The sequence below is a fragment of the Gemmatimonadota bacterium genome, assembly GCA_026387915.1.
In the GTDB taxonomy this organism is placed as follows: domain Bacteria; phylum Gemmatimonadota; class Gemmatimonadetes; order Gemmatimonadales; family Gemmatimonadaceae; genus Fen-1231.
Genome location: JAPLKS010000022.1, coordinates 297761 through 324209 on the forward strand (window position 1 = coordinate 297761; position 26449 = coordinate 324209).

Annotated in this window: 22 protein-coding genes; 10 read left to right on the forward strand and 12 right to left on the reverse strand. The window is 63.3% G+C overall.

Translation table 11 applies throughout. The features are described from left to right. Window positions 1-24: 24 nt before the first annotated feature. On the reverse strand, window positions 25-630 hold the full coding sequence (locus NTZ43_15160) for a hypothetical protein (protein ID MCX5768557.1): 606 nt from the start codon (window positions 628-630) through the stop codon (window positions 25-27). A gap of 117 nt (window positions 631-747) precedes the next feature. On the opposite strand from NTZ43_15160, the gene NTZ43_15165 reads away from it, so the two are divergent. From NTZ43_15165 to NTZ43_15175, 3 genes are read left to right on the forward strand one after another with little or no spacing between them, the layout of a single operon-like run. Next, window positions 748-1458 carry a sulfite exporter TauE/SafE family protein gene (locus NTZ43_15165; protein MCX5768558.1) on the forward strand — a complete coding sequence of 237 codons (711 nt, stop codon included), beginning with the start codon at window positions 748-750 and terminating at the stop codon, window positions 1456-1458. Beyond that, window positions 1449-1979, forward strand: a complete 531-nt coding sequence (locus NTZ43_15170) for a TlpA disulfide reductase family protein (GenBank protein MCX5768559.1) — start codon at window positions 1449-1451, stop codon at window positions 1977-1979. The genes NTZ43_15165 and NTZ43_15170 overlap by 10 nt, the downstream gene beginning before the upstream one ends. Beyond that, window positions 1979-2875: an alpha/beta hydrolase gene (locus NTZ43_15175; GenBank protein ID MCX5768560.1), complete on the forward strand. Its 897-nt coding sequence runs from the start codon at window positions 1979-1981 to the stop codon at window positions 2873-2875. Before NTZ43_15170 ends, NTZ43_15175 begins: the two co-directional genes overlap by 1 nt. A 9-nt stretch (window positions 2876-2884) precedes the next feature. Here the strand turns inward: NTZ43_15175 and NTZ43_15180 are convergent, their stop codons facing one another. From NTZ43_15180 to NTZ43_15200, 5 genes are read right to left on the reverse strand one after another with little or no spacing between them, the layout of a single operon-like run. Further along, entirely contained in the window at window positions 2885-3406 is a 522-nt protein-coding gene (locus tag NTZ43_15180; protein MCX5768561.1) for a 2'-5' RNA ligase family protein, read from the reverse strand. Further along, complete coding sequence (locus NTZ43_15185) at window positions 3403-4128, reverse strand: phosphatase PAP2 family protein (GenBank protein ID MCX5768562.1); 726 nt, start codon at window positions 4126-4128, stop codon at window positions 3403-3405. Before NTZ43_15185 ends, NTZ43_15180 begins: the two co-directional genes overlap by 4 nt. Further along, a complete protein-coding gene (locus tag NTZ43_15190; protein ID MCX5768563.1) occupies window positions 4125-4763 on the reverse strand; it encodes a phosphatase PAP2 family protein in 639 nt (212 codons plus the stop codon). The genes NTZ43_15185 and NTZ43_15190 overlap by 4 nt, the downstream gene beginning before the upstream one ends. After that, the gene (locus NTZ43_15195; GenBank protein MCX5768564.1) at window positions 4760-5509 is read right to left on the reverse strand and encodes a GntR family transcriptional regulator; all 750 of its coding nucleotides are present in this window, start codon (window positions 5507-5509) and stop codon (window positions 4760-4762) included. The genes NTZ43_15190 and NTZ43_15195 overlap by 4 nt, the downstream gene beginning before the upstream one ends. Then, complete coding sequence (locus tag NTZ43_15200) at window positions 5506-7239, reverse strand: D-aminoacylase (GenBank protein ID MCX5768565.1); 1734 nt, start codon at window positions 7237-7239, stop codon at window positions 5506-5508. The genes NTZ43_15195 and NTZ43_15200 overlap by 4 nt, the downstream gene beginning before the upstream one ends. Window positions 7240-7294: 55 nt before the next feature. Between NTZ43_15200 and NTZ43_15205 the strand changes: the two genes are divergently transcribed. The 3 genes from NTZ43_15205 to NTZ43_15215 are packed head-to-tail and all read left to right on the forward strand — an operon-like array spanning window position 7295 to window position 10467. Then, the gene (locus NTZ43_15205; protein MCX5768566.1) at window positions 7295-8092 is read left to right on the forward strand and encodes a hypothetical protein; all 798 of its coding nucleotides are present in this window, start codon (window positions 7295-7297) and stop codon (window positions 8090-8092) included. A 12-nt stretch (window positions 8093-8104) separates the two neighbouring features. Beyond that, a complete protein-coding gene (menC, locus tag NTZ43_15210) occupies window positions 8105-9280 on the forward strand; it encodes an o-succinylbenzoate synthase (GenBank protein ID MCX5768567.1) in 1176 nt (391 codons plus the stop codon). Beyond that, entirely contained in the window at window positions 9277-10467 is a 1191-nt protein-coding gene (locus NTZ43_15215) for a M20 family metallopeptidase (GenBank protein ID MCX5768568.1), read from the forward strand. The genes menC and NTZ43_15215 overlap by 4 nt, the downstream gene beginning before the upstream one ends. Here the strand turns inward: NTZ43_15215 and NTZ43_15220 are convergent. Further along, window positions 10436-11590, reverse strand: a complete 1155-nt coding sequence (locus NTZ43_15220) for a phosphatidylserine/phosphatidylglycerophosphate/cardiolipin synthase family protein (GenBank protein ID MCX5768569.1) — start codon at window positions 11588-11590, stop codon at window positions 10436-10438. The two genes, NTZ43_15215 and NTZ43_15220, sit on opposite strands and share 32 nt — an antisense overlap. Window positions 11591-11708: 118 nt before the next feature. On the opposite strand from NTZ43_15220, the gene NTZ43_15225 reads away from it, so the two are divergent. After that, complete coding sequence (locus NTZ43_15225; protein ID MCX5768570.1) at window positions 11709-12617, forward strand: enoyl-[acyl-carrier-protein] reductase; 909 nt, start codon at window positions 11709-11711, stop codon at window positions 12615-12617. 43 nt (window positions 12618-12660) lie between these two features. Here the strand turns inward: NTZ43_15225 and NTZ43_15230 are convergent, their stop codons facing one another. Continuing rightward, window positions 12661-13149 carry a GNAT family N-acetyltransferase gene (locus NTZ43_15230; protein ID MCX5768571.1) on the reverse strand — a complete coding sequence of 163 codons (489 nt, stop codon included), beginning with the start codon at window positions 13147-13149 and terminating at the stop codon, window positions 12661-12663. Further along, window positions 13146-16331, reverse strand: a complete 3186-nt coding sequence (locus NTZ43_15235; protein ID MCX5768572.1) for a glycosyl hydrolase — start codon at window positions 16329-16331, stop codon at window positions 13146-13148. The genes NTZ43_15230 and NTZ43_15235 overlap by 4 nt, the downstream gene beginning before the upstream one ends. 127 nt (window positions 16332-16458) lie before the next feature. Between NTZ43_15235 and NTZ43_15240 the strand changes: the two genes are divergently transcribed. Both NTZ43_15240 and NTZ43_15245 read left to right on the forward strand, forming a co-directional pair. Then, window positions 16459-18927: a bifunctional YncE family protein/alkaline phosphatase family protein gene (locus NTZ43_15240; protein ID MCX5768573.1), complete on the forward strand. Its 2469-nt coding sequence runs from the start codon at window positions 16459-16461 to the stop codon at window positions 18925-18927. Window positions 18928-18934: 7 nt separating this feature from the next. Continuing rightward, window positions 18935-19957 carry a lysylphosphatidylglycerol synthase transmembrane domain-containing protein gene (locus NTZ43_15245; protein ID MCX5768574.1) on the forward strand — a complete coding sequence of 341 codons (1023 nt, stop codon included), beginning with the start codon at window positions 18935-18937 and terminating at the stop codon, window positions 19955-19957. 34 nt (window positions 19958-19991) lie between these two features. Here the strand turns inward: NTZ43_15245 and NTZ43_15250 are convergent, their stop codons facing one another. The 3 genes from NTZ43_15250 to NTZ43_15260 are packed head-to-tail and all read right to left on the reverse strand — an operon-like array spanning window position 19992 to window position 24249. Next, entirely contained in the window at window positions 19992-20900 is a 909-nt protein-coding gene (locus tag NTZ43_15250; GenBank protein MCX5768575.1) for a sensor domain-containing diguanylate cyclase, read from the reverse strand. Further along, the gene (locus tag NTZ43_15255; GenBank protein MCX5768576.1) at window positions 20897-22165 is read right to left on the reverse strand and encodes an HD domain-containing protein; all 1269 of its coding nucleotides are present in this window, start codon (window positions 22163-22165) and stop codon (window positions 20897-20899) included. Before NTZ43_15255 ends, NTZ43_15250 begins: the two co-directional genes overlap by 4 nt. Then, a complete protein-coding gene (locus NTZ43_15260) occupies window positions 22162-24249 on the reverse strand; it encodes a HEAT repeat domain-containing protein (protein ID MCX5768577.1) in 2088 nt (695 codons plus the stop codon). Before NTZ43_15260 ends, NTZ43_15255 begins: the two co-directional genes overlap by 4 nt. A 129-nt stretch (window positions 24250-24378) precedes the next feature. Here NTZ43_15260 and tkt point away from each other — a divergent pair, with 129 nt between their 5' ends. Further along, complete coding sequence (gene tkt / locus NTZ43_15265; GenBank protein MCX5768578.1) at window positions 24379-26394, forward strand: transketolase; 2016 nt, start codon at window positions 24379-24381, stop codon at window positions 26392-26394. Window positions 26395-26449 lie beyond the last annotated feature (55 nt).

Here is a 26449-nt window from a genome sequence, read left to right on the forward strand (position 1 = left end):
AACGCCCGTGAAGGGGCGCGCCCCTCACCCCTTCTGAAAAACTGAGTCCGCCTGCCCCTGCCGACGCTCACGATCCCCATACGTCGCTTCGGGATCGAAGTGCTGCTCGTTCGTCGCGAGCTTGGCCGTCAGCTGGTTAATCGTCTCCGGATCGAGCGCCCGTACGAGCGAGTTGAACCGATCTTCCATGTCCGTCAACAGGCTCGCCGCATGCTTGATCTGCTGCGACGTGATGTCCTGAAACTGCACCTGATTGATCGCCGACATTAGCTCGTCCTTTATTCGTTCGCGCTTCTCCGCTTCCGCGGGGTTTGCGCCCCCGTCCATCTTCTCGAGTTCGTCTACCATCCCCAACGAACGATCGATGCCGTCCAGAATCCCGTGCGCGGCCTGTTCCGTTGCATGTGAGACTTTCTTGAGCTGTTGCATCGTCATGCGCAGTGTACTCACCGATTCCGCCTCCAGCTCACCACTCGTATCGCGCAACTGAGCAATGACCGAACTCACCTGCGCTTGCATCAGGCTCAAAATCGCCGGAAGCGATTCAATCCCCCGTACGCCATTTTGGAAAATGGCCTCTGGATCAGGGGGTGCTTGTGGCGCGTGGGGCGGAGCGGGCTGCGTCATCATGGTGGGTCTCCTTGCCTATCAGCTTCGGCCTGAGCCGGAACCGACTTGAACTATTGATCGTTCTGTCGTTGGTTAGCATATGAAAGCAGGACAACACCTTGTCTCAACCGGGGCTCCGTGGATATCACAAATATTGCTTCCAGACTCTCCGGCAACCCGCTAACGGCCATCCCCGTACTTTTCCTTGCCGGGGTCCTGACCAGCTTCACCCCGTGCGTCTATCCGATGATCCCCATCACCGCGGCGATCGTCGGCGGCACCTCCGTTGGGCGGCCAGGAAAGGCTCGAGCGCTGGCGCTCTCCCTCACGTATGTCGTTGGCCTGTCAGTAGTTTACGCCACGCTTGGACTGTTCGCAGGACTCAGCGGTTCGCTCTTTGGGTCGGTTAGCAGCAACCCTTGGCTCCTCTTTGTGATGGCCAATGTCCTCGTCTTGGCCGCCCTTTCGATGCTCGATGTGATCCCCGTTCGAGTCCCATCCGCCCTTCTCACCCGCGCCGCATCGGCAGGCGAGGGGGGGAGGTTCGCCGGCGCCCTCGTGATGGGAGCCATGAGCGGACTCGTCGCGGCCCCCTGCTCCGCCCCAGTTATGGCGGCGGTGCTCACCTGGGTCACCTCGACCAAGTCGGCCGCCCTCGGATTTGCCTATCTTTTTGCCTTCTCGCTGGGCATGTGCACGCTCCTCGTCGCGGTCGGGGTATCCAGCGGTAGCCTAGCTCGCCTCCCGCGCGCCGGCGCGTGGATGCTCTGGATCAAACGGGTGTTCGCCATCGTCATGCTCGGCGTTGCCGAGTACTACCTATTGAAGGCAGGCCAGCTGTGGATCTGATTCTCACGCACGGCGCTCGCACGCATCGCCTCGGACGTCTCTTGGGTTCCGCGCTCTTCGCGATGTTGCTCGCCGCGCTTCCGCTCGCCGCGCAGGAAAGTGGAATCGCCGTCGGCTCGGCCGCGCCATCTGCCACGGTCGAAACCCTCGACGGCAAGGCGAGCGACTTGTCGCAGTTGATCGGCAAGTCGCCAGTCGTCATTGAGTTCTGGGCCACCTGGTGCGAGAACTGCAAAGAACTCGAGCCAGTGTGGCTCGCGATGCAAAAGAAATACGTGGGCAAGGTGCAGTTCGCGAGCGTCGCTGTTGGCGTCAACCAAAGCGCAGAACTCGTGCGACGTTACGTTGACCGCCACAAACTCGGCGGCACGCAGTTCTACGATCGCACTGGCAAGGCAGTCGATGCGTACGACGTTCCCGCCACGAGCTACGTCGTGGTCATCAACAAGAATGGCAAAGTGGTCTACGGTGGCGTGGGTGGACGACAGGATCTCGACGCTGCCATCCGGAAGGCCTTCTAATGCATCCCGCACTGCGACGCGGTGGCATGTACGTGGGCGCCAGCGCGGTGCTGCTGTACATCGGCGCGATGGGGTACCTCAAGGTCAACGAAACAGACTTCGTGTATCACCCGAGCATTGAGCAGTACGAAAACGGCCGCATCAATCCGCCAGCGGACACACTCCAAGCGCGCCCCGTCACCTTTTCCAGTACGGATGGTGCCAAGCTCGCAGCATGGGTGATGCCTCCCATGCAAAATGATTCCACCGCGCTCTGGGTACTCATCAGTCACGGCAACGCCGGCAACATCACGCTCACCAAGCGACAGGACTTCTACACGCGTCTGCGTGCACTCGGCGTGGGCTTGTTCGCGTATGAGTACCGCGGTTTTGGCGCGAGCGAAAAACGTCCAATCACCGAAGCTGGTCTGTATAACGACGCGCAGGGTGCCTACGACTACTTGCGCAAAACACTCGGCGTTCCGTCGAACCGCATCATCATTTTCGGCCACTCGCTCGGTTCTGGCGTAGCGATCGAGCTCGCCACACACGCCGAAGCGGCCGGGTTGATTGTTGAGGGAGCGTACACCGGCGTGGATCGCGTGGCCGCCGAACGCTATCCGATTTTTCCGATCCGCGCGCTGATGGCAAATCATTTTCCATCGCTCGAACGCATCGATCGCGTGTCCATGCCCAAGCTCTTCCTCCACGCCAACAACGACGCGGTCATTCCTTTTGCGCACGGCCGCGCGCTCTACAACCGTGCGCGGGAACCGCGCGAGTTTGTGGAGACCGGCGGCGGACACGAAGATGCATATCGGTTGGACCCGCGCTACCTCGAATCCTTTGGCGCGTTTGTCCGTCGCGTCGCGCCGTCGCAGGGGCCGCAGGGCGAGTCACCACTGCGCCCACGCTAGCGCCGCACGTCAGCCTGTGAGCGTCACGTCAAAGAGATGTTTCGACGGCTGCGGGTCGCGGGTATGAAACACCCGCAAGGTGCGGAGCGTCCACGGTTCGCTCTCGCGCACCCGTAGCATCGCACGCAATGACTCGGGCGTGATGGTCGGGTAAAAACTGAGCGTGCAGTGCGGAGTGAATGGGTACCGCGCGGCCGAGTATCGAAGTCCGCTCTGCTTGAGTGCTTCGTGCAGTGCGCGCACTGGGCCGTGTGGATCGAGCGGCAGCGACACTATCTCGCGCTGCAGAAAACGCATGGGTGCGCCAAAGGTCAGCGTGAGTGGCGCTGTTGCCGCGGCAATGGGCTCGATCACGGCACGCAGTTCCGCTACGGTCGTATCGGGCGCGATCGGTCCTGCGCCACTCGATCCGAGAATCGTCACGTGCGGCGGCAGCTCAGCCGCGAGCTTTGGATCGAACCGTTCCTGCAGCGCGTGCACACGTTCGGCAATCGCGCCATCGAGTTCCGCAATAATAAAGATGCCGTTCATCGTGCGTGATCGAGGTGACGCGAGAGCAGCAACCCGCTGACGGTACCGATTCCCGCGCCAAAGAGCACGTCGCTCGCCCAATGCTTGTTGTCATACATCCGCGAAAATCCGGTGAGCGCCGCCGCCGAGTAGAGTACGGGGCCGAGCCACCGCGCGCGCGCTTCATCGCGACTCGCCACGCGCGCCGTGATGGCCGAGGCGAACGCGAACGCCGCGGACGTGTGGCCGGACGGAAAGGACTGATAGTCACTCCCGTCACGAAAGCCGCGTCCAAACGCGGTGTTGTGCGCATCAGCCGGACTCGCGTAGGGACGAGCGCGGCCCACGGCGCCTTTGATGAGATAGGTGATCGTGCCGCTCAACGCCACCGCTTCAAGGGCGCGCACTCCGTCGGTGCTCATGGTGGCATCACCACGGACTTGCCCTGCGGCCCAGAGCCCAGCGCTGAGCACAAGCGAGCCTGGATCACCAAAGAGTCGCGCGCCCGTGAGGACGTGGCCGGCGAGCGCACTTCGGTGCGCCGGCGCCTGTGTCCACTGCGCCATGCGCACATCCGAAGAAAGCAATGCCGCCGCCGCGGCGAGGCTTGCGCCAAAAATTATTGATTCACGCGCGGTGACCGCAGGTTCCGGTGGAGCGACGGCCGTCGTCGACTGTGCGCGCACGGAAGGCGACACTACCGCAAGCAACAGCAGTACGCGACGCAGCGTTCGTGCGATCATACTGTGGCGCTCCGCCCAGCAAGCGCACGGTCGAACGCCGAGTCGCCGTGCCGGAGGTGCCAACGCGTCAGCCACCAACTCACCGTCCCGCCAAGGAGGGCACCAAAGAGAACGTCCGTGGCCCAGTGTTGATCGGTGTACATCCGCGCGCATGCCACGAGCAGAGCGGACACCACCAAGAGGCCGCCGCTGATTGCCCGCGACCACCGTGAGGCACCTAGGGTCACCATGCAGACGGCAATCGCAAACGCGGTGGTGGCTGTGGTATGACCCGACGGTAAAGAGAAATAGTGGGCATCGGTCCAGCCGTTCAGCACACTGAACTGCCACGGCTCACCCGGCGCAACAAAGGGCCGCGCGCGGCCGGCCACACCTTTGATGATGCCGCTGATCGCACTCGCCACCGCGAGTGCTTCGAGCCCGCGCACGCCCACGAGTGCGAGTGCGCGTCGATTGGCCACGCGTGCCCCGATCCAGAGCAACACACCACAATAGATGACACCGTCCCCACCCCACCAGTTCAGGAGGCCGGCCATCCCTTGTAGCAATGCATCGTGCTGCAACGCCGGCGACTGCATCCAGGCCTGTACCGCACGGTCAAGGTCGCAGACGACGCCGACGACGTACGCACTCACCCCCACGCCCCGCGTTCTCCGCTGCGAGCGATCACACCGGCAAGGCGTTCGGCCGCGTTCTGCCAGTTCGCCTGCGCGGCGCGCTGGGCTTCGCTGGCATTGCCATCCCGAATCGCGCGGGCAATGCGATCGTGCTCCGTCACCGATGTGCTGAGCTCATTGGTCAAGAAACTCACATAGAGCCGCTCATAACGCTCTGCCTGCGGCTTCACGGCATCGTACAACAAGCGCAGTCGCGGGCCAGCCGCCGCGTGCACGTACGTGCGGTGAAAACTTTCGTCGAGCGCCACCAACGTGTGATGGTCTGGGCGGCGCGCTTTCGATGCGCTGCCCAGCGCGGTGTTGATGTCGCGCAGTTTGCGAAAGAGCGTGGCGCGTGCCTTGGTCGACAGTCCCGCCGCATCCCGTGCGCCCAGTCCGTCGAGCGCCGCCACAACGTGAAACAACTCGCGTGCATCTTCCCGCGTCATCGGCGACACCACCAGACGCGTCTGACGCGCCGTCGGTGTGCGAGTGACGTTGCCTTCTTGTTCCAATCGACGCAGCACTTCCCGCAGTGGTGTACGACTCACGCCAAAGTGTGCCGCAAGCTCTGCTTCTACCAACCGCGCGCCCGGAGCCAGTCGCCCCGACACAATCATATCCCGTATCTCGGCGTACACGGCATCGTTCTGACGCTCAACGGCAACGATCGGCGCAGCTTTGGGACGTGCGTTCGCCCGAGGTTTCCGAATAGCCGCGGTCACTTGGGGCTGCTCCAGCCGGTCCACGCGGCGCCACGCACCACTTGGCCAGGTTTGGCGCCGGTGTGTGCACCGTCGCGGATCACTTCAATACCGTTGACGAGCACGTATTGCATCCCCACGGAGAGTTGGTGCGGTTTTTCGAATGTGGCAATATCGCGAATCGTCGCGGCGTCAAAGACCACCACATCCGCGCGCATCCCTTCCTTCAACACGCCACGATCATGCAGTTGCAACCGCGTGGCCACCGCGGCCGACGCCTTGCGCACGGCATCTTCTAGCGGCACGACCTTCTCGTCGCGCACATACTTGCCGAACAGGCGCGGGTAGTTGCCGTACCCGCGCGGATGCGTCATCCCCTGCGCCGTGGCCGGATCTTCCGATCCCGCATCGGTGCCGAACTTCATCCAGGGCTGTGCAATCTGCATGCGGAGATTGTCTTCGCTCATTAAAAAGAGAATTTCGCCGAGGTTCGCCTTTTCGGCGATGTTGAGATCGATGATCACGTCGGCCCAATCCTTGTGCATGGCCGCCGAGATTTCCGATAGCCGCTTCCCTTCATACTGCTTGAGTTCGGGGCGCGTGAAGCCCGTCACCATGACGTTCTCTGGTCCGCCGGTGATGCAGAGGTTATCAAACCCCGGCATCTTGCGATGGAGATCGGCCTTGATCAGTTCGCGCGTGGCGGGATTGGCGAGGTTCTCGAGCAGCTTGCCATCTGCCGCGTACTTCGGTGCAATGCAGGCGTTGAAGCCATTACCACCGGCCACATAAAGATACATATCGGCCTGCACATCCTGACCCGCGCGGCGCGCGGAATCGATTTTCGCGATCGCCAGCGCCATCTTGGGCCAGTTGCCCGGACCGGCAGCCTTCAGGTGGTACACCTCCACCGGAACGCCGCCTTCCTTGCCAACGCGAATGGCTTCGTCGAGCGCTTCGAGAAACTCGTCGCCCTCGTTCCGCATGTGGGTGATATACAAACCGCCGTACGGCGCCATCGCCTTGGCGGTCTCAATGAGTTCGCGCGTGCTAGAGTAACTGTTGGGCGGGTATATCAGCGCACTGGCAATCCCAAAGGCACCGTCTTGCATGGCGTGGCGCACCATCGCGCGCATGGAGTCGAGTTCCGTGGCCGTGGCTTCGCCGGTCGCGAAGCCTTTTCCCCATTGCCGGACGGTACCGCTCCCCACAAACGACCCGACGTTTTGTGAGAGCCCGCGGTTGCCCATAAAGTCGAGCCAGCGACCAAAGCCGTGGTCGCCCGTGAACTGGGAGACCAGTTTGCGCTGCGTCGTGTCCGTCATACTGGCCAGCATCTTCGCATTGACCGGAGCCGGCGTATCCCCCTCACCGAGGATGGCCGTGGTAATCCCTTGGGTCACCATCGAGATGGCCTTGCCGTCCCCGACCATGAAGTTCTCGTAGGACTGCGCCTGGATGTCGATAAACCCCGGCGCCACCACCATCCCCTTGGCGTCGATGCGCCGGGTGGCTGGCACTGCCGCCAGGAGGCCGCGCGGTGCGATCCGGACAATGCGGCCGTTGGAGATGGCGAGATCCCCCCAGAACCACGACGCCCCGGTTCCGTCCACGATTTTGCCGTTCGCAATCACCACATCGTAGGGGGCACCCGCGGTCGCCAACGACGACCCGCGCACGAGGTTCGCCGTGCACCCTCCGAGCGGGGTGAGTGCGGCGGCGGCAAGAAACAAAGGGAGGAACTTGCGCATTTTGGGGCTCCGGAGACAATATTTGTATACAATCTTGTACATAAATTGTTCTCCTGTGACCATACCTGCAAGCCTTTCCGACGGTACGACCATCCGCGTTCTCTCCTCGCACGAGGACCGCGCGGCCGCTGTGCGCCTCCAAACGGAGACGTGGGGCGCCGACAATACAGAACGCGTGGCGGCAACTGTCCTGATGATCGCCGAGAAAATCGGCGGCGTGGCCAGTGGCGCTTTTGCGCCAGACGGCACCCTCTCCGGCTTCATCTTCGGCCTCACCGGCATCAAGGACGGCCATCTCGTCCATTGGTCCGATATGCTCGCCGTGCGACCTGAAGCGCGCGGCAATCGCCTCGGTGAAGCCCTAAAACAATACCAGCGCGAACGTTGCCGCGCCCTCGGTGTCGAAACCATGTTCTGGACATTCGACCCCCTCGTCGCCCGCAACGCGCATCTCAATCTCAACAAACTTGGTGCCGGTATCGCCGAGTTTGTCCCAGATATGTATGGCCACACCGGTAGTCATATCCACTCACTCGGCACCGACCGCTTTGTTGCGGCCTGGCCACTGCAACGAAATCCGGTCATGCTGTCGGATAACCCGCGCTTGCTCCAGGGTTCGCCGATCGTCGCCGACGGCAGTGGCACCCAGCTGCCGCTCCTAGATTCGCCAAATGTCGTCGTGGCGGTGCCGTACGACCTGCCCACGCTCGTCGCAGCCGACCGACCGCGCGCCCAGCAGTGGCAACTCGCGGTGCGCCGCGCCCTCTCGCACTACTTCACCGCGCGATACACCGTGACCGCGTTTGTTCCGGGCGCCGGTGGCGACGCCCATTATCTGTTCTCCAAACCCTGAGTTCAACCTCACGTGACTGACAACACTGCAAAAATGAGCCCGCGCGTCGGATCGACCGCGTCGGCACCCCTCTGCGTGGATCGCATCACGCTGCGGCAAATTGAGCTGCCGCTCAAGGAGCCCTTTCGAATTTCCTCCGGCGTCGTACACAATCGCCGCATCATGCTCCTCGAGCTGCATGACAGCTCCGGTGCCGTGGAATGGAGCGAGTGTGTGGCCGGGGAGTCGCCCAACTATTCGAGCGAGGCCATCGACACCGCGTGGCTCGCCGTCACTAAATGGGTCGCGCCGCGCGTCCTTGGGCGCACCTTCTCGCACCCGAGCGAAGTGCATCCGCTCCTTGAGCGAGACTTCCGCGGCCATGAAATGGCCAAGGCCGGCGTCGAAATGGGGATGTGGGGCCTCGCCGCCAAAATGGCGAACATGCCGCTCGCGCGATTCATCGGTGGCGTGCGTACAGAAATTGCCACTGGTATTTCACTCGGCATTCAAAAAGACCCTGCCACGCTCGTCGCGCGCGCCAGTGAGGCCCTCGCGGCGGGATATCGCAAGGTGAAAATCAAGATCGAACCTGGGAACGACATCGAATGGGTGCGCGCCGTGCGGAACGCCGTCGGGCCCGACGCCCACCTCATGGCCGACGCGAACAACGCCTATTCGCTCGAAGACGCCGACCATCTCGCCAAGCTCGACGACCTCGGCTTGATGATGATCGAGCAACCGCTCTCGCACAACGATTTGGTGCGGCATGCGGCGCTGCAACGCAAACTCCGCACGCCCATCTGCCTCGACGAAAGCATCACGTCGCTCGAACGTGCGCAAGACATGGTCACGCTCGGCAGCGGCCGCATCATCAACATCAAGGCCGGGCGCGTGGGTGGCTTCGCCAGTTCGCTCGCCATTCACGATTACTGCCTCGAACAGGGCGTGCCAGTCTGGTGCGGCGGTATGCTCGAGAGTGGCATTGGGCGTGCGTACAATGTGGCGCTCGCGTCGCTCCCGAACTTCGTCTTGCCCGGCGATCTGAGTCCGAGTGCGCGCTACTGGGCACAAGATGTGGTCACCCCAGAGTGGACGATGACCGACGGCATGGTGCGCGTCCCACTCGACGTGCCGGGCATCGGCGTGACGGTGGATCGTGCCCGCGTTGAGTCGATCACCACGCGAACCGAAGTGCTCTCCGCGTGAGCAACGCACTGCCGTTCACGGATGCCGAGATCGCGGCGCTCCGCGCGCTGCGTCGCGATCTGCACCAGCATCCGGAACTGTCGTGGCAAGAAACACGCACGCAAGACACGCTAGAGCGTTTCTTGCGTGCACACGGGGTGTCGCAGGTGGAGCGTATTGCGCGCACCGGTCTCGTGGCGCGCATTCCGGGGCTCAATCCCACCGCAGCGCCCATCGCGCTGCGCGGCGACATCGACGCACTCCCCATTCAGGAAGCCACCGGCTTGCCCTTTGCGTCCGAGCACGCCGGTGTGATGCACGCCTGCGGTCACGACGTGCACGCCTCGTGGGCGGCCGGCGCCGCAATTCTTCTAGCGCGGAATCCGGCGACGGCAGAAGTGCGCGTGATCTTTCAGCCTGCTGAAGAAGTGGGAGAGGGAGCGCGTGCCGTCATCGAAAGCGGCGCGCTTACCGGCGTCAGCGTCATCTACGGCGCGCATGTGGATCGGCGCTTTCCGGTTGGCGAAGTCGTGGCGCAAGCCGGACCACTCGCCGCCAGTACCGACTCCTTTTCCATTACACTGCATGGCTCTGGCGCGCACGGCGCGCGGCCGCAGGAATCCGCGGATCCCATCATTGGCGTGGGTGCATTGATTCTTGCGATACAGACGATTGTGTCGCGCCGTCTCGACCCTGCACTCCCGGGGGTCGTCACCGTCGGGTCGGTACAGGCCGGGCGCGCCGGGAATGTGATTCCGGAATCTGCGGAGCTCACCGGTACGATTCGCGCCACCACGCCAGCCTCGCGTCAGCTCCTCAACAGCGAGCTCGAGCGTATCGCGCACGCCGTGGCCGCGACGCACCGTCTGCGCGCCACCGTCACACTCACCGATGGTACGCCGCCTGTGGTCAACGACCCGCGCGCGGCTGACATCGCGGCCAACGCGGTGCGCGCAGTGCTCGGCGCGCAGGCGCTCATCCCGCTCGGCACCACCAATATGGGCGGCGAAGACTTCGCCTTCTATCAGGAACAGATTCCGGGGTGCTTTATGCGCGTTGGTGCGCGTGAGGCCGGCGGCGAGATGACGGCGGCACATTCGTCACGCTTTGTGGCCGACGAAGAATGTCTGTTCATCGGCGCAGCGGTGCTCAGTGAATGCGCACGCCTCAGCTGCGTCAGCGCCGCCGGATCTGCCGCGACCGCCTGAGATCGTCCTCGAACATCTGTTCGGCAGCAGCACCGACGACCGGGTCTTCGATCATCGCATCTAACTCATAGTTGATGGCCACGCCGAGTGGATTGAAGTCGGTGGAGCCCACGCGCGTCCAGCGACCATCAATCACGGCGGTTTTGGCGTGCATCATCTCGCCGCCCCATTCCCAGATGCGCACCTTGTTGCGCAACAACCGATCATAGTACCGGCGCGTCATGCCGTGAATCCACGGATGGTCATAGCGGCTCGGCACCAAGAGTCGCACGTCCACGCCATCGCGCGCCGCGCCGGCCAGCGCTTCGACCTCCGCAAACGACGGTACGAAATACGCGCTCGCAATCCAAATGGATCGCTGCGCCGCAGCCGCCTGCAGGTGCAACGCCCGCGCGACCCGCAACCGCCAGGGCTCCCCTTCAATTATTCCGACGAGTGAGGGAATCGCCGTCGCAGGATCGAGGTCTCCGCCGAACGCGCCGCGCACCAGCTTGCGCAGCTTCCGGCGCGGCTTTTTTTCACCACCGGCAATGGCCCATGTCCGGCGAAAAGCCGATTCGAGGTCGCGCGCAGCTGGGCCTTTGATGCGCACACAGGTGTCGCGCCACGGCTGCCGGTGGCGGCGGAGCAATCCGTACTGCCACTCTTCACCAATCCCGATGCCGCCCGTAAGCCCCACATGCCCATCGGCGACGAGCAGCTTCCGGTGATCCCGCGGCAGCAACCCAAACCACGACTTCCAGCCAGGGCGATTGAACACCCGTATGTCCACACCGCCACGGCGGAGCTCGTCAAAGAACTTGGCCGGTGTGCCGCGTCGTCCAAGCCAGTCCACCAGTAAGCGAACGTGCACCCCGCGTCGCGCCGCATCGAGCATCGCGCCGCTGAACCGTTTGCCCACCAGGTCGGCTTTGAAGATGTAGCTCTCCAGACTCACCGATTGCTGCGCGTGCTCAATGATGGCGATCATCGCGTCAAAGGTCCGCGTGCCATCAGAGTAGAGTTCCACGCGATTGCCCGGGGTCACCCGCGCCGACGCCAACCGCCAGAGGGCGCGCGCAAACGAAGGGCCGCCGCCCGCCGGTAACGCCGGTGGTGGCGGCGGCGGAACCGTGGGTTCCACCATCCGTCTCCGGCCAGGCCTCAAGGATCCGCTCATATGTGGAGATTGCCCATTCCCGCACCTGCGCGGAAGCCCCGTACCCACTTGCCTGCGCCACGCGCCTAGGTCATATCATTGTATGCTCAACATTGACCTTACGGGAAAGCGGGCGCTCGTTGCCGGAGTCGCCGATGATGGCGGGTTCGGATTCGCCATCGCCAAGAGCCTCGCCGAAGCGGGGGCCACCGTCTGTGTGGCCACCTGGCCGCCGGCGCTCAACATCTTTCTGAACCTCCTCGAGCGCGGCAAAATGGACGAGTCGCGTAAGCTCTCGGACGGCTCGCTCCTGCAGTTCGAACGCATTTATCCGCTCGACGCCGTCTTCGACACCCTTGCTGACGCGCCAGAGGATGTGCGCACGAACAAGCGGTATAAAGACATTGGCGACTTCTCCATTGACGGCCTGCGCCAGCGTCTGGTGGACGATTTTGGCGAACAGCCGCTGGATATTGTCGTGCACTCGCTCGCCAATGGGCCCGAAGTCAAAAAATCGCTCTTCGAAGTGAGCCGAGCCGGGTATCTGGCCGCGGTCAGCGCCAGCGCCTATTCGATGGTCTCACTCGTGCAACGACTTGGACCGATAACGCGGCGCGGCGGGGCCTTTGTATCGCTCTCGTACCTCGCCAGCCAGCGGGCGGTCCCGGGCTATGGCGGCGGCATGTCGTCCGCAAAGGCAGCGCTCGAAAGCGACACGCACCTCCTCTCGTACGAGGCTGGGCGTCGCTTTGGCGTGCGGGTGAACACGATCAGCGCGGGACCGCTGGCCTCGCGCGCGGCCAGCGCCATTGGGATCGTTGAGATTTTGGTGAACTACTACACCGCCAACTCGCCGCTCACCGATCCGCTCACCGCCGAAGAAGTGGCGTGGGCCGCCACCTTCCTCTGTTCACCGCTCGCAAACGGTATCACAGGTTCCACCGTCTACGTGGACAAGGGATTCCATGTGATGGGGATTGCCGTGGATCGCGGAACGCCAGGCACGCTGTAAGCACAGCGCGACCACGCTCGGTCGTAGGTCGCGCTTGGTCGCGCTAGGTCGCGCGCTCCATCATCGTCACGGCCTCGTGGCTGTCCGCGCTTTCGCGGATACCCACCTGCCGAAAGCCAACTTGTTCGTGAAACGCCGCCGACGCAGGGTTCGCTGGACGAAGGTTGACTTCGAGCACAATGCGTGGCCACTGCGCGCCGACCAGCGTCTGGAGGTCGTGGTAGATCGCCTGACCAACGCCCTGACCGCGAATCCGATCGGCAACGACCACCCGATCGAGATACAGAAAATCGTCGTACCGAGCGGAGAACCAGTGATAGTTCTCGCTCCAGTATTTTAGCCCACTTCGCAACGTGAGGACGAAGCCGGCAAGCCCGGCCTCGTCCTCACACACGCGAAAGTGTTCGGCGTGCTCCACCAGCCACGCAAACTTTACCGCAGACAGCGCATTCACGTGCGGTGTGGCGCTGTTGTTCAGCGCCAGCACCGCATCGTGATCGGCAGCGACAGCGTCGCGAATATGCCGCGTCACGCCGCCGTTTTGGGTTTCGGCTTCGTGTCGATCGCCGGCAACCCGTGCTTCTTCAACAACTCGTTGTACCGCGCGAGATCTTCGGCGTAGATCTTTCTCATCTTCTTCACCTGCACGTCAAGCTTCCCGTTGAGCTCGCCGAACACCGCTTGCGCCTGCGCCGTGGGACGCCCTGGTGCCGACGACACACTGCCCGTCAGCGCGGCGAGCTTGTTGTTCAGCTTGATTGGGAAGTTGAGCGGGTCCTGATTGCTCTGATTCTTGATCTGGTACACCTCGGCTTCAACGCCCGTGATGTTCCCCTTGAGCGGGTCGCCATTGGACGTCAGTTCGCTCTTCGCGGTGGCGTTCGGTGCCTGCTTGATGCGGGCTTCGACCTCACTCTTCACATGGCGCATCGAGAGCACGGCTTCGTTCGCTTCCGACACGCGATCACGCACCTTGAGCAAGAACTCGAACTGCGCCAACTGGTCTTCGGCACTCGCCGAGCTGCGCGGGTCGTTGACCAACTTGAACGTCTGGGTCTGCGCCTTGCCGCCAGCGATCAAGCGCACACTGAACGTGCCCGCCGGGGCGATCGGGCCACGCGTGTCGCCGGCCCACATAATCAGCCCTGGGAACGTGACGGCATCCGGAAAGCGAAGATTCCACGCAAAAACATTGAGTCCCACCTTATTGCCCGGACGGGGCGCCGGCGGAGTTGGACGACCACCGTCTTCCTCGTCACCGGTGATCGGCGCCGGCGCGGCCGCACTATCAGGCTTCGACGAGAACGACTTGATGAGCTTCCCTTTGGCGTCGAGGAAGTCGAGCGTCACATCCTGATTCGGCTGCGACAGCGTGTAGTACACGTTCACGCCACTCGGCGGATTTCCCGCCGCACCGCCACGTGCACCGCCGCCGCCACGACCGCCCCAGTCCACGCGGTACGTGTCGCGCGGCTTGTAGAGATGCGCTTCCTTGGCCACGGAGGCCGGCGTCACCTGACGGAGCGGCGAGAGGTCATCGAGCACCCAGAACGACCGACCGTGCGTCGCCGCAATCAAGTCCCCTTCCTTGATCGTCAGATCGTGCACGGGCACCATCGGCATGTTCATCCGCAGCAACTGCCACTTGGCGCCGTCATCGAATGACACCCACACGCCGCGCTCGGTGCCGGCATAAAGCAGTCCCTTACGCGTCGGATCTTCGCGAATCACGCGCGCAAAATCCGTAGCGCCAATGCCGGTCACGATCTTCGTCCACGTGGCGCCGTAATCGGTGGTCTTGAACAGCAATGGTTGAAAATCATCCTGCTGAAAACGGTTGGCGGCCACATACGCCGTGCCGGCATTGAAGTGACCCGCTTCAACCAACGAGATACGCGAGAAATCTCCAACGTCCTTTGGCGTCACATTCTTCCACGTCTTGCCGGCGTCGCGCGTGATATGGACAAGCCCGTCGTCGGTGCCAGCCCAGATCACACCCTTCACCAGCGGCGATTCGGCAATCGTGAACACCACGCCGTACGTCTCGACGCCCGTCTGATCCTTCGTAATCGGTCCGCCTGAGGCGCCGAGCGTCTTGGGATCATTGCGCGCCAGCGCCGGACTGATGATGGAGTAGCTCTGCCCTTCATCGCGCGTCATGAAGACGTTGCTGCCGCCCACGTACATCACGGTGGCATCGTGCGGCGAGAAAAGGATCGGGAAGGTCCACTGGAACTTGTACTTGATGTCTTCCGAGCTAATGCCCATCGGATTGTCGGGCCACGGATTCACGTCGCGCGTGAGACCGGTGCGCATGTCTTTGCGCGTCAGCAGGCCGCCGTAGCTGCCGGCAAAGATGATGTCCGGCTTCTTCGGGTTCGCGGCGATGTATCCCGACTCACCGCCGCCTGCTTCGACCCAGTCAGCAATCGAAATGCCGCCTGATTTGCGGCTTGGTCCGCACAGCGTCGAGTTGTCTTGCTGGGCGCCGCAAATCTTGTACGGAAATTCGTTGGTTGTTTCCACATGGTACATCTGCGCCGTGGCAAACGACTCAGCGGTCCAGGTGCGGCCATAGTTGACCGACACGTTCGCGCCACCGTCATTTGCCTCGATCATCCGATTCGGATCGTTCGGCGCAATCCACAGATCATGATTGTCGCCGTGCGGCACTTGAATGTTTTGCGGGAAAGTCTTGCCACCATCACGCGACCGGAACCACGACACGTTCAATGCGTACACCACGTTCGTGTCCTTCGGGTCGGCGTAGATCTTGGAGTAGTACCACGCGCGCTGCCGAAGTTTGCGCTCTTCGTTCACCTTGGCCCACGTCGCGCCGCCGTCGTCGGAGCGGTACACGCCACCCGCTTCCGCTTCGATCAACGCCCACAGGCGCGTGGACTTGGCCGGCGACACCGTAATGCCCACCTTGCCCCACAATCCCGTCGGTAGTCCGGCGTTCGTGGTCAGTTCGGTCCAGTTTTCACCGCCGTCGGTGGACTTGAAGAGTCCGCCACCTGGCCCGCCTGAGTTGAGCGACCAGGGCGTGCGGTACGCATGCCAGAACGCCGCGTAGAGCACGTTCGGGTCATTCGGATCCACAATAAGATCCGACACGCCGGTGCGGTCGTTGCGGTAGAGCACCTTCTTCCAGCTCTTTCCGCCATCCATCGTTTTGAACACGCCGCGCTGCTCATTCGCGCCAAAGGCGTGGCCGAGCACGCCAACCCAGACGATGTCCGGATTGGTCGGGTGAATACGAATGCGCGTCACATGATTCTTCACATCAAAGAACGTGATGCGCGTCCATGTTTTGGCAGCGTCCTTGCTGAGCCACACGCCATCGCCTGGCGCCGTGTTGCCGCGAATGTCGGTTTCGCCGCCGCCGACCCAGACGATGTCCGGATTCGAGGCCGCGACGCCAATCGAGCCGACCGTGCCACCGAAATACTTGTCGGTCACCGGCTGCCAGTTCATGCCACCGTCAGTGGTCTTGAACACGCCGCTGCCCGACGTCCCCATGTAGTACTCACTCGCGCGCGATGCAGAGCCGGCAACGGCCACCGATCGGCCACCACGAAAAGGCCCAATCTCGCGCCATCGCATCCCGGCAAAGGCCACGGTATCGATGGACTGCGCGGCGGCGGCGCCCGCGAAAGCGCTCAGGATGAGCGAAACTCGAGCGACGGCTTGAACGATGGACGGTACTCTCACGTCATTCCTCCGGATGGACTATGTCGATTGGAGCGCCGGCAGGTCGTTTGGACCGCCGGCGGACAATACATTTATAGCGTCTTCACCGGCTGGCCGCAGTACCCTTTGATTCTTTTCCGAGGTTTTCGTGCCCCGTTCCTTTTTGTTCGTCCTCCTCGCCCTCGTCGCCTGCCAGCACGGACCCGCTTCGTCCACGCCGGAAACCGCCACACTCGGCGTTGCTGGGCAGTTACCCACGGGCAGAACCCTCGATCCCGTCGGCACGGCGGTTGAGCTGGGCTCTATGCCGCTGGCATTGGTCGCCTCTCCGGACGGGCGGCAGATGGTGGCGCTGTTGAGCGGTTACCGCGAGCAAGGAATCCAGGTCATTGACCGCACCTCTGGGAAAATCACGCAAACCGTCGTCCAGCCGGCGGCCTTCCTTGGACTCGCCTTCTCCCCCGACGGCCGCACGTTGTACGCCTCGGGGGGCAATCAGGACGTGGTGTACCGGTATTCCTGGCGCGAGGGTCGCGCCACACTGATCGACAGCCTCGTCCTCGCCCCAAAAGCCGCGCGGGCCATCGGCGTGCGGTACCCAGGCGGGCTCGCCCCGTCGGCCGACGGACGGTTCCTCTACGTCGCCGAAAACCTCGCCGACTCGCTCGCTGTCATTGACCTCGCCAGCGCCAAGGTGGTGCAGCGTTTCGCCACGGAACGCTGGCCCTACGGCGTGGTGGTGGCCAAGAACGGCGCTGTTTTTGTATCGGCGTGGGGCGGCAACACCGTTTCCACGTTTTCCCCAACGGCCGACGGCTCGCTCACGGCAGGTCCGCGCATCCGCGTCGGACGCCACCCGTCCGCGATGCTCCTCAATGCCTCGGGCACGCGTCTCTTCGTCGCGTCCGGTAGCACGGATCGCGTCGCTGTGGTGGACGTCAAGCAACGGCGCGTGCTCAACGAGATCCTCGATACGCCGCCCGGCGGTCCAGGGGAAGGAAGCACCCCCAACGCCCTTGCCCTCTCCGCCGATGGTCGGCGGTTGTTCATCGCCGAAGCCGACAACAACGCCATCGCCATCGTGGCGTTGTCGACCGCATCCGCCGGCCTCGTCGCGGCCACGGGTGACGACCGCGTGATCGGACGCGTACCCACGCAGTGGTATCCGACCGCCGTTGTAGCGCGCGGCGACTCCCTTATGGTCCTCGCCGGCAAGGGCAAGGGAACCTTGCCCAATCGCGCCGGCCCGCAGCCAGGGCGCGGCCGCACCGATGATGGGTTCGACCCCGGGCAATACACCCTCGGCCAGACATCGGGAAGCCTCGTCACGTCGCTCACCGCAGCGGTGTCCGGCGCGGAACTCGACGCCCTCTCCGCGCGCGTGTCACGCGCCAATCGCTGGGGCGAGCCGCTCGTCACCGCCGCACTCCCCCCGTTCGAACACGTCATCTACATCATCAAAGAAAATCGTTCCTACGATCAAATACTCGGCGATCTCCCGCAGGCCGATGGCGATACGTCGCTAGTCTTTTTCGGCCGCGCGAACACGCCGAACCATCACGCCATCGCCGAACGGTTCGGAATTTTCGATCGCTTTTTTGTGAATGCCGAAGTGAGTCCTGATGGCCACAACTGGTCAACCGCTGCCTACACGACCGACTATCTCCAGAAGACGGTGCCGTCGAACTACTCCAGCCGTGGCCGTACATACGATTGGGAAGGCACAAACCGTGGCCGCCTCCCCGTGGACGATGACGACGTCAGCGAACCAGCAAACGGCTATCTCTGGAATCTCGTGCAACGCGCCGGCCTCACCTTCCGCAACTTTGGCGAGTTCGTGATGCCCGCCAACGCCGATCCTGACGATCCGCTTCCGGCTGGGTATCGCGGCACCAAACCGTTTTTGCGCGCACACACCAGTCCGGAATACCCAGCCTACGATCTCAATGTCCGCGATCAGCGCCGCGCCGACGTGTGGCTCGCCGAACTCGCACGCTACACCGCCAAGAACGAGATGCCGGCACTGCAGATCATGCGGCTGCCCAACGACCACACCTCCGGGGTCCGCGCCGGCGCACCCACGCCGCGCGCGCAAGTCGCCGACAACGATCTCGCGCTCGGTCGCATTCTCGCGGGACTCTCCACCTCCCCGTTCTGGAAGAGCACCGTCGTATTCGTGCTCGAAGACGACGCGCAGAACGGCCCCGATCACGTGGACTCGCACCGCTCACCGGTGTTGATCGCCTCGGCGTGGAACAAGCCTGGCGTCTATCATCGCTTTGCCAACACCACCGACGTGATTGCAACGATTGAACGCATTCTCAAGCTCGGAACGCTCTCGCAGTTCGATCACTTCGGCCGCCCCATCACTGAAGTATTTGGCACCACGCCCGACCTGCGTCCGTACACCGCGCTCACGCCAGCCATCAACCTCGGCGACGTGAACCCCGGCGGCACCCGCGGTGCGCGTGAATCCTCTCTCCTCGACCTGCGCATCGAAGATGCGGCCGATGAAGCGCTCTTCAATCAGATTCTGTGGCGGGCACTGAAGGGCGACCGTGTCCCATACCCCGGACCACGCCGCATCTCGACGCTCGATCTCACCCGCGCGCGGTGAGCATGGCGTGAGCCTCAAGCGTTGGCTCTTGGTGGCGGTGTCGTTCGCCGCTACCCTGAGCGTCTCCGCGTGGATTCTCTGGACGGGATGGGCCGTGGGTGGTGCGCCTTCCGTGATCCCGCTTGCGGCACACGGTCTCGCGTTCGCCGCCGTTCTCGCGGAAATCCTCACGCGCGCCGTAAAAATTCAATGGAGCGCAGCGGCGCTTCGCATTCCGCTGCGGCTGGGTACATCGCTCCGGGTCTGCCTCGGCGGTGACTTTGGCGCGGCCATCACCCCCGCGCGCTCCGGCGCTGAGCCCGCACGCTTCGTCGTGCTCTCCGATGCAGGCGTGGCATCCGCCGGCGCCGTGCTGATTCTTTTCACGGAACTGTTCCTTGAAATGACCTCGCTCGGCGTGCTCTGTGTCATCCTTGCGATTGTGTTTGAGGGTTCCGGCACCATCGTACGGCTCATGACCGGCATGGTGGGCGGGTATGCCACGTTTGTGCTGTCGATTGGCGCCGTCGGTGTGTTACTTGCGCGCCGCAATGCGCACGGCCCGCCGCCCGCGTGGGCGCGGATGATCGGCCTGCACGCCGGCCGGTGGCGCACCATTCAACGGTCACTGCGCTCACTACGCGAACACATTGCGGCGCTCCGCCATGCGCGCCCCCTTCCGTTGATCGCGGCGTTCTGTTCGTCGATGGTACATGTGTCGTTTCGATTGGCCGTGCTGCCAATCATCGCGCTGGCAATGTCGCCGTCGTTGCCACTCGCCAAACTTGTGCTCTGGCCCCTGATCCTGCTCTATGGCGGGGCCGTCGCGCCAGCGCCCGGCGGGGGCGGCGCGGTCGAGTACGCATTCAAGCTCGCATTCACCGACGTGATGACGCCCGCGGTCCTCGGCGGCGCGCTCGCCTGGTGGCGTTTCTACACCTTCTATTTGTATGTCGTCTTCGGTGCGGTGGCGGCAGGCGGCACCGCGCTGCGCGCAGTGCAGCAACGCGCACATGGCCGACTGCACCAGCGCACGGGCGCGAACAGTTAGGCCGCGCCGCTAGCGCACGGAGCGCGCGATCGCGCTACACCGTCGGATCAGTCGTCGGATCAAGCGGCGGCACCGGCCCTTCGGGCAAACGCGAACCTTCACGCTCCAATACGCGCACCGCCAGTAGGTTTTGGTCCGCGCGATGCATGGTCTGTTGCAGTGCCTCGCCATCCGAGCGCCACGCCCAGCCCAGAGAGAATGGCACCGGCGCAGTGCGCAACGCCGACAACTGCATACGACGCGCCACCATCTCCACGTGCAACTCCCCCGCGCCCTCCAACACAATCAGGAACTCATCGCCCCCCACGCGCACCACCGGTTCTTCGGCGCGCACCTGACGCATCAGAAACCGGCTCATCCGAATAAGCGTGTTGTCGCCCATCTGATGCCCGTGTTGGTCGTTGTACTGCTTGAAGTGATCGATGTCCACAAAGATGCAACTCCACGCACTGTCGCCTGGCGACAGGCGCGCGTCGAGCTCGGCGAGGTACCGGCGATTAAAACAGCCCGTGAGCGGATCGCGCTTGCTCTGTTCGCGCAGCGCATCTTCCGTCTGTTTGCGCGCCGTGATGTCAATGAACATCCCGTGGTAAAACACTTCACTCATCTTGGGATCGCGCACCGTGTACACCGTATCGAGCACCGTGCGCAATGAACCGTCGGGTCGCACAATCTGCATCTCGAATTCGCGCACCGACCCTTCGCGATCCAATTCCTCGAGTTGCAACAATCGCCGCGTCGGATCGACAATGATGTCGCCCAGGCCGAACACGTACAGATCTTCTACCCGCTGCACGCCGAGGAGTCGAAGAAACGCCGGATTGGCATCGACGATTTCGCCACGCGCGTTGGCAATGTAAATCCCCTCGCGCAGGTTATGCACGAGGGTGCGCAGGCTCGTCGCGTCGTCCAGTGAGGAAAACGGAGAGCGCGGTGCGGTCACGCGGACGATCCTGGCGTTGCCGTCGCGGGGGCCGCATCGGACGGCGCTGCAGCAGCCGCTACCGGCGCGTCCGGCGCTCCCTGCGGCGCCATGTGTGGTAGCGGCGTCTTGTCATCCACGACCGCCACGCGCCGCTCCCATTGCCGCATCATCTGAATGAACGACTGCGCGAGCTCCGCATCAAAGTCGGGACCGGCGCCCGACTCAATCTGCGCCAACACACGCTCCGACTCCCACGCTTCGCGATACGGACGCTTGGTACGCAATGCGTCGTACACGTCGCAGATGTGCACCAGCTTGCTCGCTTTGTGGCACTCCCGCTGAAAATGACGCCCGGGATAGCCGCCGCCGTTAATCATGATGTGGTGCTCGTACGCCACCGCAGACGCCAAGTCGAGCTGACGATCACTCTCGTAAATAATCTTCGCCCCATCCACTGGGTGGCGGCGCATGATCACCCACTCCTCATCCGTCAACTTGCCAGGCTTCGTCAACACTTCTTTCGGAATGCGTACCTTGCCGAGATCATGAAGCAAGCCGGCCACTCCAAAGGCGCGAACATCCTTTGGGCCGAGTTCAATAAACTCAGCGAGCGCCATCGCCAGCACGCAGACGTTGAGGGAGTGTGTCGTGGTGTACTGATCAAACTCCTTCAGCTGCAGCAAGGGAATCACGATATCTCGGTCGCCATGCATCGCTACGGCCAGCGAGCGCACCACACTTTCCGCCTCAATCAACGGCAACTCGCCGCGCGTCTGCACTTCATCGTGCAACCAGCGAATCGTGTCGGCCTCTTCTCCGAGCGAGTACCGAACCGTCGCCGTCGGCAGAATGTCCTCTGGGCGGAGGACGCCTTCGGACCCCTTCACGCCCACCGCGCCAAACTTGATGGTCGAGACCCGCTCCGAACTACGCGTGGCACTATCGATCGCACCTAACGTGAGGCGCGCCAGTACTTCGTCGAGAAATCCCTCGTACTCGTCGCGCTGCACCGATTCGGCAAACTCCAGTCGCTGCACACCGGCATTCGCGAGCCGCTGTCCCCAATCCCACTCCTTCAGTTCGCGAAGCGCGACTTGACCGTAAATCACGTCAAGGCCAAGGAACGAAAACTGAGGCCGGCGATCGAGCTCCTGCAACAGGCGCAGTTGCTCGTAGGACGCATCCACCACACGCTCCCGTGCGGGATGTCCATCGGCATACAGCGCCATCGTCGCCAATGCTTGCGCAAAAGAATTCAGGAACCGTGCGGCTTCCGCGCTCACGTGCTGCCTCCGCGACGCGCCACCGCGTCCGCAATTTCAGGGTCACTGCTCTGTGCGGCTGCCGCGATCACCGCCGCTGCCGAGGCGTCGGAGCTCCAGTGCAACGCGAGCCCAGCCAACGACGCCAGCATCTCCGGCGACTTTGAGGCCAGCGCCTGGCGGCGCAGGAATCGTTTTTTCCCCGCCGTTCGCTTGAGCAAAAACGCCACCGTCTCCGGTGATTTGCGCGACGACAGCGCCCGAATCCCCAACGCCCGCACGTCTGGCGAGAGCGCCGAATCGTCAGCCCGCGCCATCAACAAGGAGGCCGCGCCCGACGGACAGTTCGTCATCGCCGCCGCAATCGCCAGCCGCACGATGCGCTCATCGGTGTCGGCCAACGCCGTCACAATCGCCGCATCGCGAGTTTCCGGCGAACGCAACATCATGCGAATCGCCTCGCGCCGCACCAATCCATCGGGGTGTCGCACAAACTCCCGCACGGAAAAACCGGCTGGTGGATCGCCAAGTTTGCCCATGAGAACCAACAGTTGCCGCTGCAGCGTCCAGCGCGCACCCGCCAATCGCTGCACGAGATACGGCGCCACCTGCGGCCCAAGCGATGCAAGCAGGTCCAGTAACGACGCCCCCGTACGGTCATCCGCGCGCTCCAACCCATCAAGCAGCGGATCGATCGCCGACGCCTGCATCACTGTCACCAACCGCTGCACCACGCCAAACGAAATCGGCTCTCGCTCAAGCTGCGCATACAACCGATCCTGGTTCGCCACCTGCCGCCAGAGCGTCTCCTGCATCCAGCCCGTCGGCGCGGCGTCAAGCAGGTCGAGCAGCGGCGTGACGTCCGCACGTGTCGCAAGCTGTTCCAGCGAGCGCCACACCGGATCGCCGAGCACCTGAATCTCAATGCCCATGTGCAAGAGCCGCTCCGGCTCGCACGGATACGCGTCGTCTGTTGGATTAAAGTTCGGCGCCGACCGCGCCATCTTTTCCAGTGCCAGTCGGTACCCGTCAGGATTCGGGTCATCGAGATCCCATTCGCCGATCAACTGCTGTACTTGGTCTCGCAGCGCAACGTCCGCCGGACCGCGCGCCAGTGGCGCGCCTTCATCCGCGTGCACCGCCAGCTTCGACAGCATGCGCACCAGTGAATGCGAAATCGTCTGGCCAGAGCTATTCGCCGCTGCTTGAACGAGCTCCACCACGGCGTCCACCGCCATCCCCTGTGCGGCATCCGCGACAAACCGTTTGCGTTGACGGAAATCACCGCCCATCTCAAGCAGTCGACCCAGGGTCGCGGGCTGCAACGACGCCACGAGTCGCGAAATGCGCTTCTGTAACGCGGCCGCTTCTTTGCCGCTTTTTGACTTGAGCTCTTCGGCGATCTGCAGCAAATACCCAACGACCACCTGATCGTACGCCGCGTCCTTTTTGTGCTCGTCGATCGCCTTGGCCACCACGACCGGATCGGCGGATTCCGCATCGTCGAGCCGCTCGTCCGTTGTTTCCGCCGCCAAGGCGGCCCGTGCGAGCCCAATCCATAGCTGCGCCGACCGGCTACGGTCGCCGCGCATTTCTCCCTTGTCCTCCTGCTCCTCCGTATCCGGATCCTCGTCGAGCAACTGCAACTGCTCAAACGTGAGCGGGTACAGGCGGATGTGCTCCCAGCGCTGCAACGTGTCCGGCCCCTCAAGGCCCAAGGGCTGCGACCGACGACCGGCATCAACCGCCACGGTCGAGAGCACATCCTCAATTTCTGCTGGCGTCACACCCTTCGAGAACTTCACCGCGCCTAAATGGTGCCGGTGCAGGCGTTGCGCCAAATCACGGAGGACGGGGTTGTTCTCGTCCGTCGCCACCCCCTCGATGATCAACTGATGTCGCGCAACACCCAGCGACAACGTCGACCGCTCACTCAGGAGGCTGTCCAATCGACGCCCGATCCCCTGCGTGGCTCCTTCGAGCAACGGGTGGCCGGGCGGATAAATGGCGTTCTTGTGGAGTCCGATCGACAGTTCAATCATGAAGTCGGCCAGCTCGCGCGATAGCGCGGCCGAGGACTCCCCAACGGTCGTCAAGCGGCTCATGCTGGCAATTTGACCGTTTTCCACATCTACGGTAGAGGGCAGGCGACATTATTGCCGCGCCTAGCGTAAATTCCCTGCGCCGCGCGCATCCGCGCGACCCTGCCGCTTTACGCCCCGAGGACTCCCGACGTGGCCCACTCCGCCGACGCCGACCTGCAGCTTCTGGCCATCAATACCGTCCGCACGCTCGCTATGGACGCCGTCCAAGCCGCGGAATCCGGACACCCTGGCACCCCGATGGCGCTCGCGCCGCTCGCCTACGCGCTCTACGCCCAGCACGTACGCCATAACCCCGCCGATCCTCACTGGGCCAACCGCGACCGGGTCGTGCTCTCGGTGGGCCACGCCTCCATGTGGATGTATGCCTCCCTCTACCTCGCGGGTTACGGACTGACGCTCGACGACATCCGCCAGTTCCGTCAGTGGGAGAGCAAAACGCCGGGCCACCCAGAAGTTGGACACACCGCCGGGGTCGAAACCACCACCGGTCCGCTCGGACAGGGCGTCGCCAACGCCGTCGGCATGGCGGTCGCCGAAAAGCAACTCGCCGCCACGTTCAACCGCGACGGCCACGCCATTATCGACCACTACACCTGGTTCATCGCCGGCGACGGCTGTCTCATGGAAGGCATCTCCCACGAAGCGGCCTCGTTCGCTGGTCACCAACAACTCGGCAAGCTGATCGGTTTTTTCGACGACAACCGCATCACCATCGACGGCGGCACCGACATCTCCTGCTCCGACGATGTCGTCAAGCGTTTCGAATCGTACGGGTGGCAGGTGCTCCACATTGCCGACGTCAACGATCTCGCCCAAATCGACCGTGCGGTGACAGCCGCAAAGGCGGACACCGTCCGCCCCACGCTCATTGTCACGCGCACACACATCGGCTTTGGCAGCCCGAACAAAGTCGATACCTCCAAAGCCCACGGCGAACCACTCGGCAAAGACGAAATCCTTCTCACCAAGAAAGCGTTGGGGTGGCCGTCCACCGAACCGTTCCATGTGCCGGAAGCCGCGCTCGCCCATTGGCGCGAAGCGGCCGGACAAGGTGCGCAGACACAGGACGCATGGCGCAAGCAATTGATCGCCTACGCCAAAGCCCATCCCGACGACGCCAAAGAACTCGGCCGGCGCCTACACGGTGACTTGCCGGCTGCGTGGGAACAGGCAATCCCCACGTTTGACGCGAGCAACGGAAACGTCGCCAGCCGCGCCGCCTCCGGCGTTGTCCTCAACGCGATCGCTGGCAAAATCCCGGAACTCATCGGCGGCTCCGCTGATCTCGCGGGTTCGAATCTCACCACCGTCAAAGGCGCACCGCACTTCACCGCCGCAACGCCTGGTGGCCGCAACTTCTGGTTCGGCATTCGCGAACACGCCATGGGTGCCATCATGAATGGCATGTCGCTACATGGAGGCGTCATTCCCTACGGCGGCACCTTCTTGGTCTTCGCGGACTACATGCGCCCCGCGATTCGCCTCGCCGCGCTCATGAAGCAACAGGTCATTTACGTCTTCACGCACGACTCCATCGGACTCGGCGAAGACGGCCCCACACACCAGCCGGTGGAGCACCTCACCTCGCTTCGCTGTATCCCCAACCTGCTCGTGCTGCGTCCGGCCGATGCCAACGAAACCGCCGAAGCGTGGCGGATTGCCGTCAATCACCGCTCAGGACCAACCGCGCTCGTGCTCACGCGTCAAAAACTTCCGCTCATCGATCGCACCACGCATGGCGCGGTGACTGGCACGGCGCGCGGCGCCTACGTGCTCGTTGATGCCCCGAACGCGGCGCCGCACGTGGTGCTGCTGGCATCCGGCTCTGAAGTGGAAATCGCGCTCGCCGCGCGCACGCAGCTCGCCGCCGATGGCATTCATGCGCGTGTCGTTTCCGTACCATCGATGGAACGCTTTGCCGCCGAGTCCGCTGATTACCAGCGCTCGGTGTTGCCCGCGGGGATCAAGCGAGTCGCCATTGAAGCCGCGCATCCCATGAGCTGGTATCGATTGGTCGGCGGCGACGGTGCCGTTGTTGGCATCGAAACCTTCGGAGCCTCCGCACCGTTCCAGCGGCTCTATACTGAGTACGGAATCACCGCACAGCGACTCGTCGAAACGACAAAGGCGGTGCTCGCTAAATAAGGCGGCACCGCCCCAGACGCCCCACGTACACTGACCGCGCAGCACGTTCTCACGA